Origin of the sequence: Methanofollis liminatans DSM 4140, assembly GCF_000275865.1 — an archaeon.
GTDB lineage: Archaea > Halobacteriota > Methanomicrobia > Methanomicrobiales > Methanofollaceae > Methanofollis > Methanofollis liminatans.
The window spans coordinates 1,005,905-1,019,754 of sequence record NZ_CM001555.1 but is presented as its reverse complement, the minus strand read 5'-3'; the positions used below and the strand labels follow the sequence as shown (position 1 = coordinate 1,019,754).

Here is a 13,850-nt window from a genome sequence, read left to right as displayed (position 1 = left end):
CTTACCCCCACTTCCCGGCAAACACCTTCAGCGCCTCGACGATGGCGGCGAGGTTCTTCGGCGGGATGCCCATGATGACCTCGTCCTCGGCGATCCCCGAGTTCTTCCGCGAGCCATTGCAGCCCAGCGTCATGTTGGGGACGCCCCGCTCCTTGACGGCGATGACGGCGTCGGCGCAGATAGACTGGATCCCGGAGTAGTCACTGGAGATCCGGCCGCCCGCGGCGTGGAGGTACGCCTGCGTCAACCGCAGGGCCTGTCTGGGCGTGGCGACGACGACCACCACGTCCGGCTCGAACTCGGCCGTCTCCAGGGGGGAGTAGACCGAGGCGTAGTGCGTCTCTGCGCACTTCGGGATGGCGGTGACCGTGTCGAGCGCACCCTCCGCGGTCTTGAAGTTGCCCAGCTTGTGGTAGGTGCTGCCGTCGGCCACGCTCGGCGGCAGGGGCTCGATACCCATCACGCCGGCGCCGCCCTTGCACACGTGCTCCTCGCGGGCGGCATATCCCTTCAAGCCCTTCAGCCGGGCGTCCTGCACGAACTGGCAGTGCCGGCTCTTCTCCGGCACCTTCTGGTAGCCCGCCGGAACGTCGGACGCGGTCTTCGCAAGCTTTACGGCAACAGGGCTGCCCTTCAGCCCCAGCAGATCGATCAGTTCCCTGGACGTTGTGGTGTATGACATGGTGCAACTCCTCGCCCGGACCTGCCGAGCGGTTTGCCTTTGTAGTATAACTATACCATATAGTATAATTGTATATCAACCTTTCCCAAAAATCCCGGATTCCCCACTCACAAGCACCCAGACAGAAATGCGACGGCAAATTATTATACCATATAGTATAGAAGTAACCCTGCGATGACCGACCTCTCAGACACCGAACAGATAATCCTCTCGTACCTCCGCTCGCACCCCCCCGAGGAGTGCATGCTCGACAAGATCTCCATGGGAACGGGCAAGAGCCGGGCCACCGTCCTGAAGTACCTGGGGACACTCCATGCCCGGGGCATCCTGGACTACCGCTACGTCGGCCGTAGCAAACTCTGGACGGTAAAAGAGGCGCACGAACCTGTCGGGAGGACAGAGGAGAGGGACGGCGCAAAAGCCGCACCACCCGATGCAGGCGCCCTGGTGGCCACGGCGGCTGAGTTGCACGGGATCAGGGTGCGGGAGGCGGAAATGAGCGAGCACCTCGATCTTCCGGAGACGATCGTCCTGACACTCACGGACGGATGGTATATCGTGGTCAGGAACCGGTTATTCTCCTCCGTCTTCCCTGATGCTTCGGACTTCCTGGACCTGGTGCGCCCCGGGCAGATCCCTGCGGTCGAGGCCGCCGTGCAGGCGCGGAAGAAAAGCGGACCCGTCACCGCCGACCTGGACCTCAGGGAGAAGGCAGGAGTGTACAGGCCCTATCGGATCACCTTTTTCCCGCAGGCCGGTTGCACGGTCGTCGTCGGCGAGGACCTATCTGCCGGCAAGAGATCGCGGCGGCATTTGGAGGCCCTGCTCTATATCATCAGGACGGCCGGCAGCGCCCCGGACGAGGCGCACCTGCTGGGCGAGACGATGCGAGGCGTCAGGGAGAAACTCCTGCCCTATCTCGACGGCGCCGTCTTCATGGGGGACAATCACAGGACGGCATACAGTACATGGGAGATCACGGAGGATACAAAAACGGCACTCTCACCGCTTCTTACGGCATGCACGAGCGCCCTCCAGACCGTATCGGCCGGCAGGGAAGGCGAACGGCTGCGCCCACTGGTCGCCGGGACGCCCGTAAAAACCGTCGTCGCCGTCCCGATCATCGAGGAGGAGACGGCGGTCGGGGCGCTGGCGCTGCTGCTGGACGCCGACGTGACCGCGGCAGACATCGAGAACATCGAGATCGTGGCCGACGAGATCGCAAGCGCTCTGAAGATGCAACGGCTGGACCGGGAGCGCACCGAGTACGTGAACACGCTCCTCGCCATGAACCGGATCTCCACCATCTTGAACGAGGCCGAGGACGAGAGATCGATACTGGAGCAGTCCATCGACGCGGCGATGAACACGCTCGGCTTCGAGATGGGCTGCGTGTACCTCAAGGACGAGGAGGACGCCATGATCCCGCGGGTGCACAGGAACATGCCGGAAAACCTCAGGACGATGTGCATCTCAGGGATGTTCGACGGGCTCTTCGAGCGTGCGTTCAGGGAGCGAAACGTCGTCTACATCACCGAGGGTATGCCGGGCTACGCCGATCTGAACGAAGTTGTGAAGGCGAACGGCGTCCGCACCCTCCTGATCCTGCCGATCAAATATGGCGGGCGGGTCGTCGGCCTGTTAAACATGGGCAGCACGGAAGAGAAACACTATATGCAGACGAGCCTGGAGAACATCTCGTCCATCGGGCTCCAGCTCGGCGTCGCCCTCGAACGCTCCGTGCTCGCCCGCGCCCTCGAAGAGCGGGCCGGGAAGAAAGCGGAGCGGTGAGCCCCACCGAAAAAAAGTTATGTCAGGTTATGGGTGTGTGGACCCGCCCCCGCCGCTTCAGCGAGATTTTCCGTCTCGTTGATCGGGTGGACATGGCACACGCCCATAACATTGCAGAAGGGCAGGGTCTCGTTTGCACCCTCGCACCAGACATGCTGGTGGGCCGGCGCCTCGCTCGATGTCCCGACCGTCAGGTGGCAGGGGGGCGGGAGCATGACGGCGTCGATCACATGGATCACGCCGTTCGAGGCCTCGATGTCGGCGGTCAGAACCTTTGCTCCGTCAACCATGACCATGCCACCCTCAACCGTGATGGTGAGGTTGGAGCCCTGGACGGTCGGCAATGTGGTCAGATTCACCACGTCGGCGGCCATGTACTTCCCGCTCACCACATGGTAGTTGAGGATCTCGGTGAGTAGCCCTTCAGGATCGTGCAGCAGAGCAGAGATAGTTCCGCCCGGCAACGCTGCAACGGCTTCATCGGTCGGGGCAAACACCGTGAACGGTCCAGGACCGTTCAGGGTATCGGTAAGGCCGGTGGCCTGCGCGGCGGCGACCACGGCCATAAGCCGCCCGTCTGCTGCGGCGGCCCCGACGATGGTCGGGGGCGCCTGATTCCCCGCACCACCGGTGCCGGTGCATCCTGCGGCTATCGCCAGAACAATGACCATCACTGCCATTCCAGAAAGATATCCTGCTTTCATTCCCTCCCACCACGGGTGTAGCGAGAACTGGCCGGGTCATTATATAAAACAGTACTCTGGCCCGGCAGAGCGGGAAAGACTCTTTTCGTCCGGGCACGGATCGGTGATGGAGGAATGGCGGTGAGAGAGGCAGCAGACCTGCAGAGAATACTGCAGCGGATCGACGGTCGAGGCTATAGCGCCTACAAAGACTGCGAGGGCGCCTATGCCTTCGAGGGTTTCACCCTCTGGATCGACCACGTCCAGGCCGACCCCTTTGCCGCCCCGAGCCGCGTCCGGGTCAGTGTCCCGGCGTCCGCCGCCGGATTCCCCCGAGGCTGTTGCGGGACGAAAGACCGGACCGTGGCCCTGCGGGACTTTCTCGCCCGCTCGTTTGCCGCCGCCGGCGGCGGGAGGCGCCGGGGGAGCGGGCGGAGTGGGGAGAGCGCCGTCGCCCTGCCGGGCCAGGAGATCCTGGAGCGCTCCTCGGTGGTGGCGACGGCGGACGGCGATATCGAGGTGCGGTTCCTTGTCGGCCTGCCGGCGCGGGGGCGCACGGTGCTTGGCGGAGAGGCGGCGGCGGTCTTTTTCGAGGAGATCCCGGCACGCGTCGCCTCCTCCCTTCATTATAAAGCAGTGGACGCCGGAGCGCTCTACCGCCACCTCGCCGCCTTTGAGGACTACCGGGCGCTGCAAGCGGCGCTCCCCTCCCTCGGGCTCGTCGCCTTCGTCGCCGACGGGGCGGTGCTGCCGCGGCAGAGCGGCGTCGACGACCGCCCTCTCCAGGAGGCAGTGCCCTTCAGATCGCCGCCCTCCCTGCGGGTCGAGGTCGACCTCCCCCATGCCGGCACCGTCGGCGGCATGGGCGTCCCTGAGGGGATCACCCTCATCGTCGGCGGCGGGTTCCACGGCAAATCGACCCTCCTCCGGGCGATCGAGCGCGGCGTCTATGCCCATATCCCGGGCGACGGACGGGAGCGCGTCGCCAGTCTCCCGTCGACGATGAAGATCCGGGCCGAAGACGGGCGCCGGGCGGAAGGCGTGGACATCTCCCCCTTCATCGCCGGTCTCCCTGACAGGCGCGAGACCCACGCCTTCTCCACCGAGAACGCCAGCGGGAGCACCTCGCAGGCGGCGAACATCATGGAGGCCCTGGAGGTCGGGGCCGGAGTGCTGCTCATCGACGAGGACACCGCCGCCACGAACATGATGATCCGCGACCGGCGAATGCAGGCGCTCGTCCCTGACGACCTGGAACCGATCACGCCCTTCATCGACCGCGCCCGATCCCTCTTTTGCGACTGCGATGTCTCGACGGTGCTCGTCATCGGCGGTTCTGGCGATTACTTCGACATCGCCGATACCGTCGTCTGCATGGCGCGCTACCGCCCCGAGGACGCCACCGCACGGGCGCAGGCGGTCGCCGTCGCTCACCCGTCAGGGCGTCCCGCCCGCACCGGCGAGAGGTTCGGCACCTTCCGCCGCCGCATCCCCGATCCCCGGTCCATCGACGCCAGCAAGGGGCGGCGGGAGGCGCGGGTGGCGGCAGACGGCGTGCGCGCCATCAGATTCGGCGTCCACGAGATCGACCTCTCCGCGGTCTCCCAGGTCGTCGACCCGGCCCAGACGGCGGCGATCGCCCACGCCATCCTCAGGGCAAAACGCCTGATGGACGGGCGCACCAGCCTGCAGGAGGCGGTCGAGGCGGTGGTCGCCGAAACAGAGTCCCGCGGCCTCGACGCACTCGTCCCCTATCCCTCGGGTGGACTCGCCGCCTTCCGCCCCTTTGAACTGGCGGCGGCGATCAACCGCCTCCGCACCCTCAGGGTCGGGCAGAAAGAGTGACGGACCGGCGATCCCCCGGAACGCTTATTGCGCCCCCGGAAGAGCGGAGGGTATGGAAGAGAAGGTACTCGTCGCCTACGCCACCCGTTACGGCTCCACCCGCGAGGTGGCCGAGGCGATCGCGGCAGCGCTCCGGGAGGAGGGGGCGGCGGTGGATCTCATGCGGGCGGACGAAGTCACCGATACGGCGCCCTACACGATGGTCGTCATCGGAAGCCCGGTCTACGCCGGAAAATGGCTTGATGACGCCCTCACGATGGTGACCCGGCACCGGGAGGCCCTCAGCCGGGTCCGGGTCGCCCTCTTTGCGGTCGGGATCCTCATCGCCGAGGATACCCCTGAAAACCGGCAGAAACTCAAAGCGGCGCTCGACCCGGTCGTGCAGGTCGTCACCCCGGTCTCCATCGGCCTCTTCGCCGGAAAACTCGACGCGAAAGCGCTCTCCTTCCCCCTGCGCATGATGCTGAAGGTGATGAAGACCCCTGAGGGCGACTACCGGGATATGGACGCGATCAGGCGCTGGGCGAAGGGTCTTCCGGGCAGGAAGGGGTAGGGGGCATCAGGGAACCGCCGGATCCTGCCCCTGCTGCACCTGCCGTACGGCCGCGATCTCCGGGATCTCCATCCCGCCGAGGAGGGCGACGATCGCCCCCACGTACGGCTCCTGCCGGGTCATGCTCGGGGACGCACGCGGGTCGCTGCGTCGCCCTTTCCGCCCCATCCCCGCATGCCCGGTGGCGATATAATAGAGAAAATCCTCTTTTGGAAGGCCCCACCGGCAGTTCACCTGCATCCTGACGATATCCGGGTTTTTCGGGTTGGGGGAGAGAGACGCACGGGTCCCGGGGAGCGGGACCGGGTCGCCGCCATGCGACCCGGCAAGGGCGACCACCCGCCCCCACAACCGATCGCAGGCGGCCGCGGCATGGGGACAGGATCTGCAGTAGCGGTTCGACGGCGGCGTCCCGTCGCCGGCATAGTGCCGGCAGAAGTTCACGTCCATGATTGGTCATCTGGCAGAGAGGGTGATGAAGGGACCGGTCTTCGCCTCCCCATCACGGTTTCCTGCCGCAGATCATCAGCCCATAGGGGTGGGCGATCACCTGCCATCCTCCAAGCCGCGAACGCCCGAGCAGGTCCATCGCCTCCTCCCGGGTATATGCCGCCCGCACCGAGGTCTCAAAACCGGGCCGGATCTCCGGGGGGTCGCAGGACTCGTACATCGCCCGGAAGATCTCAGGGGAGAGATCGCGCCGGAGATCGGTGATACAGAACCGCCCACCCGGCTTCAGGACCCGGGCGATCTCTCAGGCCCCGACCCCCCATTCCCTGAGAAAAAGGCCATATCGCCCGATATTTTAGAAAAAGCGTGCTTTGATATGCCTGAAATGGACGCCGTTCAGAAAAAAGCCATATAGGGGTGACACCGGGATTTGAGGGGAAAACCAGCCCCATCATGAGGACATACATCCTCTCCCTGAAGTGGAGACGACCCGGAAGAAGGGGGCCGCCCCCTGAGGGGATGGACAGCCCGGGAAAAACCCCGATATTCAGCCAGATTTTCCCGGCCTCAGCAGCGCAAACGCCACCACAAACCCGATCGCCGCCAGCCCGAGCACCCAGGGGAAGACGCCCAGGTAGCCCCCGGTCGTCGTCCTGATGTAGCCGGCCAGCTGCGGCCCGGCGATCGCCCCGGCCCCGTATGCGAGAAAGACCAGCCCGTAGCAGCGCGGATAGTCGCAGGTGCCGAAGTAGCGGGCGGTCGCCGTCGGGGCGATGGCGAGCCATCCGCCCAGGCACCCCCAGAGCACCGCAAAGGCGGCGATGTAGGTCGCCCCGGACGGCGCCTGCCACATGATGAGGGAGGCCGCCCCGATCAGGGCAAACGAGATCATCGCCGTCCTCCCCGGGTCCAGGCGATCGGTCAGGGCGCCGAAGAGCGGTCGCCCGCCGCCATTGAAGACGGCGAAGAATCCGACCAGCATGGTGGCGACGGCGGGAGAGATCCCGGCCACCTCAGTCCCGACCGGCTGCGCGATGGAGATCGCCATCAAACCAGCCAGGCAGCCGACAAAGTAGCAGATCCACAGCCCATAGAAGGTCGGAGTCCTGATCATCGCGCTCCGGTTGCACTCGCACGCCGGCCCGGCCGCACCGCCGCCCGCCGCCATCCCGGCCGGCCGCCACCCATCGGGCGGAAACGAGAGCGGGAGGGCGAAGAGGGCGACCAGCAGGATGAAGACGACGCCGAAGATCCTGAAGGTCGCCATCACCCCGACGGCGGCGATGAGCATCCCGGCGAGGTTCGCGGTCACGAAGGCCGAGAACCCGAAGCCGAGCACGGTCAGCCCCACCGCAAGCCCCCGGCGGTCAGGGAACCACCGCGTCGAGACCGCCACCGGCACACCGTAGGCGATGCCAACGCCCACGCCCCCGATAACGCCGTAGAGGACGTAGAGCACCTGCACCGAGGCCGCCGTCGAGGCCAGCAGCCAGCCAAGACCGGTCAGCACACCCCCGGCGATGGCGGCGTTTCTCGGCCCCCATCCCTCGATCAGTCTCCCGGCCAGGGGCATCGTCACCGCAAAACATGCCAGAAAGACGGAGAACGGCATGAGCACCTCGCCCGCCGTCACCGTCCTGCCCAGCGCTCCCGTGAAATATGCGGTCAGCGGGGCCACAAACACGCTCCACGAGTAGATGCTCCCCAGGCAGAGGTTGATGAGCATGCCTGAGAGCACCAGCAGCCACCGACCCCGTTCGGCCTCCATGCCGAAGACCCTGACATCCTCCATGCCCGTTCCCCTTTTAGTCCTCCAGCGTCGAGATGTCGCCGGGGTCCATCCCCATCTCCTTCGCCTTCAGGACGCGGCGCATGATCTTGCCGCTCCGCGTCTTCGGGAGCGAGGTGACGAACTCGATCTCCGAGGGCATGGCGATCGGCCCGAGGCCCATCCTGACATGGTAGATCAGGTCCTGCTTCAGCTTCTCGCCGGGCTCAAAGCCGAGGCGCAGGATCACGAAGGCCTTGACCGCCTGCCCTTTCACCGGGTCGGGCTTGCCGATGACGGCGGCCTCGGCCACCGCCTCGTGCGAGACAAGGGCGCTCTCCACCTCTGCCGTTCCGAGGTTGTGCCCGGCCACGATGATGATGTCGTCAGAGCGCCCGAGCACCATGATATATCCGTCCTCGTCCCTGACCGCCAGGTCACCTGCCGTGTAGCAGGCGTCGATGGTGTTCCAGTAGGTGCGGTAGCGCTCGTCGTTGCCGTGGACCGTCCGCATCATCGAGGGCCACGGCTCCTTGATCACGAGCAGCCCGCCGATCCCCGGCGGCACCGGGTTGCCCTCGCGGTCCACCACGTCGACGACGACCCCCGGGATCGGGCGCCCGGCAAACCCCGGCTTCATCGGCTCGCCCACCAGGGTGGCGATCATGTGCATCCCGGTCTCGGTCTGCCACCAGGTGTCCAGGATCGGGCAGGCCGATTTCCCGATGACACTATAGTACCACTCGAAAGCCTCGGGGTTGAGAGGCTCGCCCACCGAACCCAGGATCCGCAGGGAATTGAGGTTGTAGCGGCCAGGCCACTCCTCGCCGAACCGCATGAACATCCTGATCGCCGTGGGCGCCGTGTAGAAGATGGTGACCCCGAACTCCTCGACGATCCGCCACCAGGTGCCGGGATCAGGGTAATCGGGCACCGTCTCGGTGATCAGCACGGTGGCGCCGGCGGCCAGCGGGCCGTAGACGATGTAGCTGTGCCCGGTGATCCAGCCCGGATCCGCCGTGCACCAGTAGATATCGTTCTCCTTTAAGTCGAAGACATACTTGCTCGTGTAGTACGTTCCCACCATATAACCCCCGCAGGTATGGACGATCCCCTTCGGCGTCCCGGTGGTGCCGCTCGTGTACAGGATAAAGAGGGGGTCCTCGGCGTCCATCACCTCGGGCTCGCAGACCGGCGCCATGCCCTCCATCACCTCATCGAAGTCCACCTCCATCTCTGAGATCAGCTCCAGCAGCGGTTTTGCCCGCCGCAGGACGATGACCTTCTCGACGCTGGAGGCGTTGATCACCGCTTCGTCGACGATCGTCTTTAAGGGCACGCGTTTGCCCCGCCGGTAACCCACATCGGCAGTGATGACGATCTTTGCCTTCGCATCCCTGATCCTGGTATGGAGGGCGGCCGCCCCGAACCCCCCGTAGACGATGCTGTGGACGGCGCCGATCCGGGCGCAGGCCAGGATGGCGACGATCTGCTCGGGCACCAGGGGCATGTAGATACAGACGGTGTCCCCTTTTTTGATCCCCATCTTCTTGAGGGCGTTGGCGAAGCGCATCACCATCCGGTGGAGCTGGCGGTAGGTGTACATCCGCTCGGTGCCCTCCTCCTCTCCCCGCCAGATGAGGGCGACCTTGTTCCGGCGGTCGCCGGCGGCATGGCGGTCGAGACAGTTGTGCGTGATGTTCAGCTTCGCCCCGGTAAACCAGCGGGCATACGGGTGCTTCCACTCCTTCACCCGGTCCCATTTCCTGAACCATTCCAGTTCCCCGGCGATCCCGGCCCAGAAGCCCTCAGGGTCGTCCATGAAACGGCCGTATGCAGTCTCCCAGTCCCCCATGCTCGACCCCTCCAGGTAGGTCGGGTCTGGCCGGTAGGTCTTTTTCTCCAGTTTTACGTCGAATGTTTCTGGCATCGGGCCTCTCCTGCAGGGCCTATGGCGCCAGCCCGACCTGACCGGGCGGCGCAGAATATGCCGTGCATTTACCCATGATAATCCCGGTGAAATAGTATAAATCCTGGGTATGCACAACAAATATGCAGTGCATTATCCCATGGGAGAGATCGGCGGATGAATGGTAATTTTCAGGACATCGTTGCGATAAAGGAACTGCTGAAGAAATACCCGAAGGGCCTGAGCATCACCGAGATCTCCAGTGCACTGCACCTTCACCGCAACACCAGCGCGAAGTACCTGGACATGCTGAAGTTGAAGGGCGATATCGACAGGAAGGAGATCGGGGCGGCGAAAAACTACTCCCTTGTCCGCCGGATGCCGGTCTCCACCCTCCTCCACTTCTGCCTCCACCCGGCGATCGTCCTGGACAGCAGGTCTGAGGTAGTGATGGTGAACGCAGAGGCCCTTTCCCTCCTCGCCTGCCCGCTCGACGTGATCTACGGCGCAGGCGTGAAGGACATCCCCCTCTCCCTCTTCAAGGATCCGGAGGTCGGGACACGCTGCCACGATGCGGCGCAGGGTGTGCGGTCAGGGGCAGAGGTGCAGACGGTCGTCGGCGGAAAGCGCCTCCACCTCACGGTCCACTACCTCCCGGTCGTCTTCGACACCGGCAGGGACGGGTGCGCCCTCGTGCTGGTGGACGAGACGGCGTGCCGGCAGGCGGTGGAAGAACGGGACCTCTGCCGTAAACGCTATGGGGCGCTCATCGCCGACCAGACCGAGTTCGTCGCCCATATCAGGCCGGACATGACGCTCGCCTCCTTCAACGAAGCATTGTGCGTTCATCTCGGCAGAGCGCGCGACCAGCTGGCCGGTTTCCGTTTTCTCTCGCTCTTTTCGCCGGAGGACCGGGAGCAGATCAGGCGCGGCCTCTCATCCCTCTTGCCGACCGCCCCGGCCTTCACGGCGGACGTCAGGACGGTCCGACAGGACGGATCGGTCTGCTGGGAGCGCTGGACCTTCCGGGGGATCTTCGGTGAAGACGGATCGTTCCTGGAGTGCCACGCACTCGGACAGGACATCACCGAGATGAAAAACGATAAAGACCGGCTGAAGCGCTACCACGAGAACCTCGAAACCCTGATCAGGGAGCGGACGCAGGAGATGCAGCAGGCGAACATGGCGCTGGTCACCGTGATCAGGGAGAAGGAAGAACTCGAACAGGAACTGCTCTTCACCCAGTTCGCCTTCGACAACGCATCGGACTCGATCATCCTCTTCGATGAGGAGGGATGGGTATACAAGGCGAACAGGACGGCCGGCGAACTCCTGGGCTATACCGCCGAGGAGTTCCAGGGGATCTCCGTCATCGAGATCAACCCCTCGATCACACAGGCGCAGTGGGACCGGATGCAGGCCGGGGCCTCCCCCGGCGTAAAGGAGCGGACGCGCTCGACGCATAAAAGAAAGGACGGGCGGATCATCGAGGTCGAGGTCTCCAGGACCTTTGTTACGTTCGGGGAGAGGATGTATTTCTGCTCGATCGCGCGCGAGGTCCTGCCCCGGAGGTGAGGCCGGCCTCCTCCTCGAGTGCGTCGGCAAACCCCTGCAGGAGGGCGTGCCGCCGGTCGGCGATCGCCGCTGCGGCCCCCGTGGAGATCAGGCCCCGGAGGTTGAGCAGTTTTTCATGGATGTGGCGGTCGGCGTCCTCGATGCCGCCGCCGCGTTCGCCTGCCTGCAGAAACGCCCTGGCGATCCCGACCGCCCCCATGGCGTCGAGTTTGTCGGCGTCAGAGAGGATCCGCGCCTCCAGGGTTTTGGGGTTTGCCCCGGTGCTGTAGCGGTGGGTGCGGATCGCGTGGACGATCGCCGGGATGCGTCCGGCGTCGTAGCCGATCGACCCGAGGTATTCTTCGGCGATCCGCGCCCCCTCCTCCTCGTGCGGGACGCCGGTCTCCTCCTCGATCGGGCGGGCGATGTCGTGGAAAAGGGCCGCCGGGATGAGGATGCGCATGTCCGCCCCTTCGGCCCGCCCGATCTCCTCGCAGAGGCGGGTGACCCTGAGGACGTGGTCGAGGCCGTGGGCACCCGACTGCCAGAACGAGGCCTCGACATAAGCCAGGATCGTCTCTATCTCTGTGTTCGGCATGGTGGAGAGAGTGTTTACGCCCGGCGCTGATAATGTGTCTGATTGTTACGCACTCCTGCGCCGTGCCCACGGGCCTCTTCTTTCTGGACAATTTTCTGGAAAAGGAGTACTATTGAAGCCAATATGCCCGGTAAAACCAAGCACAAGAAAAATATCATTGGTATTAAAAAATTCAGATAATTATATTAATACATATTGCGCAGTCCGTCCCTGATCCGTTCATGAACGTGTGTCCGACGTCCCGGAGAGGAGGAGACAGATAGACATGCCGGACGGCACGCGTCCGGGGATCGCACCAATCATAAAAGAGGTATGAAAAAATGCGCGCACTAAAAATCCTGGGCCTGTGTATTCTTGTCATTCTGGCATCGACAGGCATTGCGGCCGGAGAGGACGACCCCCTCCCGCCTGACGAAGAGGCAGGCAACCTCACGATCTACGACACGCTCCTGAACAACGGCACCTTCACCCTGATGGTGACCGCCCTCAACCAGACCGGACTGAACGAAACGCTGAGCGCAGAGCGGCCTTACACATTCTTTGCACCGACCGACGAGGCGATCAACGCCTACTCCGCGGATATCCTGAACCTCCTCCTGAAGCAGCCCGATCTGCTAAAACAACTGCTCAACTACCATATCGCCGACGGCACCTATTATGCCGCAGACCTCGAAGAGATGGATACGCTGCAGACGCTCCTCGGGATGGACGTGGCGATCACCGTGACCGAAGAGGGGATCAGGGTGAACCAGGCCCTGATCACCCAGAGCAATATCACCTGCACAAACGGCGTGGTCCATGTCATCGATGCCGTCCTCGAACCGCCAGGCACACCGAAATACACGATCTACCAGACCCTCAACAGGACCGGGACCTTCGCCACTCTGGTGACGGCCCTTGATGTGACCGGCCTGAACGAGACGCTGAACGGGACTGAGGTATACACCGTCTTCGCCCCGACCGACGGGGCATTCAATAACCTCCCCGAAGGCGTGCTCGACGCCCTGCTCAACGACACGGCAGCGCTGAACGAGATCCTGCTCTACCATGTCGTCGACGGTTTTACAACCAGAAACGGCCTCGTGGATGCGGGCACGATGTGGACGCTCCAGGGCGGAACGCTGACCATCAGCGAGACCGACGAGGGCGTGATGGTGAACGATGCACGACTCACGATCGCGGACATCCTCTGCCGCAACGGTCTTGTCCATGTGATCGATGCGGTGCTGGTCCCGCCCGAGGAGAAGGTGGTGGACGTTGTGGCCGAACCGACACAGGGCGAATCGCCGCTCACCGTGCAGTTTTCGGTGAACGGCACCGTCGAGAACATCACCGCATGGTACTGGGACTTCGGCAACGGTTTCATGTCCACGCGGGAGAGCCCGCTCTTCACCTACCATGAGGCAGGGACATATACGGTCAGCCTCACCGTCACCGACGATACAGGCCAGACCTACACCGCGGTGAAACCCGACTTCATCGTCGTGGAGGAGGCGGCGCCTGAAGAGATGAGTATCTTCGAGACGGCGGCGGCAGACGAGAGTCTTGCAACGCTGGTGGCTGCCCTCGAGATGACCGGGCTGAACGAGACGCTGAACGGCACGGAGATCTTCACGCTCTTCGCCCCGACAGACGAGGCTTTTGCAGCCCTCCCGGAGGGGGCGCTCGACGCCCTGCTCAACGACACGGCGGCGCTCAACGACATCCTCCTCCATCATGTGGCCGGCGGCGAATACCTGGCCGCAGACCTGATAGAGCTGGAGGCGCTGGAGATGCTCTCCGGAAAGAGCGTCGCAATCCTGTGGGACGAGGCGAACGAGACCCTGATGATCGACGACGCCCGGGTGACCGTCTCTGATGTCGGATGCACCAACGGCGTCATCCACGTGATCGACGGCGTCCTTCAAATGCCAGAGGAGGTACCAGAGGAAACGCCAGAGGAGACCCCTGAAGAAACGCCAGAGGAGGAGGTATAGGGGGCACGGTCGTCTCTGCCTGATCCCCTATTCCTTCTTTT

Annotated in this window: 12 protein-coding genes; 5 read left to right on the top strand and 7 right to left on the bottom strand. The window is 64.1% G+C overall.

What is annotated here, in order from left to right; genetic code table 11:
• Nucleotide 1: 1 nt before the first annotated feature.
• Entirely contained in the window at nucleotides 2–682 is a 681-nt protein-coding gene (locus tag METLI_RS05230) for a DUF169 domain-containing protein (RefSeq protein WP_004038620.1), read from the bottom strand.
• Between the two features lie 174 nt (nucleotides 683–856).
• Here METLI_RS05230 and METLI_RS05225 point away from each other — a divergent pair, with 174 nt between their 5' ends.
• A complete protein-coding gene (locus METLI_RS05225; RefSeq protein WP_004038618.1) occupies nucleotides 857–2,473 on the top strand; it encodes a GAF domain-containing protein in 1,617 nt (538 codons plus the stop codon).
• A 17-nt stretch (nucleotides 2,474–2,490) separates the two neighbouring features.
• On the opposite strand, the gene METLI_RS05220 is transcribed toward METLI_RS05225, so the two are convergent.
• Nucleotides 2,491–3,177 (bottom strand): fasciclin domain-containing protein, encoded by a 687-nt coding sequence (locus tag METLI_RS05220; RefSeq protein WP_004038616.1) that lies wholly within the window; start codon nucleotides 3,175–3,177, stop codon nucleotides 2,491–2,493.
• Nucleotides 3,178–3,291: 114 nt separating this feature from the next.
• Between METLI_RS05220 and METLI_RS05215 the strand changes: the two genes are divergently transcribed.
• Entirely contained in the window at nucleotides 3,292–5,001 is a 1,710-nt protein-coding gene (locus METLI_RS05215; RefSeq protein ID WP_004038614.1) for an ABC-ATPase domain-containing protein, read from the top strand.
• 52 nt (nucleotides 5,002–5,053) lie between these two features.
• Complete coding sequence (locus METLI_RS05210; protein WP_004038612.1) at nucleotides 5,054–5,554, top strand: flavodoxin domain-containing protein; 501 nt, start codon at nucleotides 5,054–5,056, stop codon at nucleotides 5,552–5,554.
• A gap of 6 nt (nucleotides 5,555–5,560) precedes the next feature.
• Here the strand turns inward: METLI_RS05210 and METLI_RS05205 are convergent, their stop codons facing one another.
• The 4 genes from METLI_RS05205 to acs all read right to left on the bottom strand — a co-directional run bounded on the left by METLI_RS05205 (nucleotide 5,561) and on the right by acs (nucleotide 9,702).
• Nucleotides 5,561–6,004, bottom strand: coding sequence for a hypothetical protein (locus METLI_RS05205; RefSeq protein ID WP_004038606.1), 444 nt, complete (start codon nucleotides 6,002–6,004; stop codon nucleotides 5,561–5,563).
• A 52-nt stretch (nucleotides 6,005–6,056) separates the two neighbouring features.
• Nucleotides 6,057–6,224 carry a hypothetical protein gene (locus METLI_RS13105; protein WP_157203220.1) on the bottom strand — a complete coding sequence of 56 codons (168 nt, stop codon included), beginning with the start codon at nucleotides 6,222–6,224 and terminating at the stop codon, nucleotides 6,057–6,059.
• Between the two features lie 327 nt (nucleotides 6,225–6,551).
• Nucleotides 6,552–7,796, bottom strand: coding sequence for an L-lactate MFS transporter (locus METLI_RS05195; RefSeq protein WP_004038604.1), 1,245 nt, complete (start codon nucleotides 7,794–7,796; stop codon nucleotides 6,552–6,554).
• Nucleotides 7,797–7,809: 13 nt separating this feature from the next.
• Nucleotides 7,810–9,702 (bottom strand): acetate--CoA ligase, encoded by a 1,893-nt coding sequence (acs, locus tag METLI_RS05190; protein ID WP_004038602.1) that lies wholly within the window; start codon nucleotides 9,700–9,702, stop codon nucleotides 7,810–7,812.
• A gap of 156 nt (nucleotides 9,703–9,858) precedes the next feature.
• On the opposite strand from acs, the gene METLI_RS05185 reads away from it, so the two are divergent.
• Nucleotides 9,859–11,256, top strand: a complete 1,398-nt coding sequence (locus METLI_RS05185; RefSeq protein ID WP_004038600.1) for a PAS domain-containing protein — start codon at nucleotides 9,859–9,861, stop codon at nucleotides 11,254–11,256.
• Here METLI_RS05185 and METLI_RS05180 read toward each other — a convergent pair.
• Nucleotides 11,195–11,833 (bottom strand): HD domain-containing protein, encoded by a 639-nt coding sequence (locus tag METLI_RS05180; RefSeq protein ID WP_004038599.1) that lies wholly within the window; start codon nucleotides 11,831–11,833, stop codon nucleotides 11,195–11,197. The two genes, METLI_RS05185 and METLI_RS05180, sit on opposite strands and share 62 nt — an antisense overlap.
• A gap of 320 nt (nucleotides 11,834–12,153) precedes the next feature.
• Between METLI_RS05180 and METLI_RS12370 the strand changes: the two genes are divergently transcribed.
• Nucleotides 12,154–13,809 (top strand): fasciclin domain-containing protein, encoded by a 1,656-nt coding sequence (locus METLI_RS12370; protein WP_004038597.1) that lies wholly within the window; start codon nucleotides 12,154–12,156, stop codon nucleotides 13,807–13,809.
• Nucleotides 13,810–13,850: the final 41 nt, after the last annotated feature.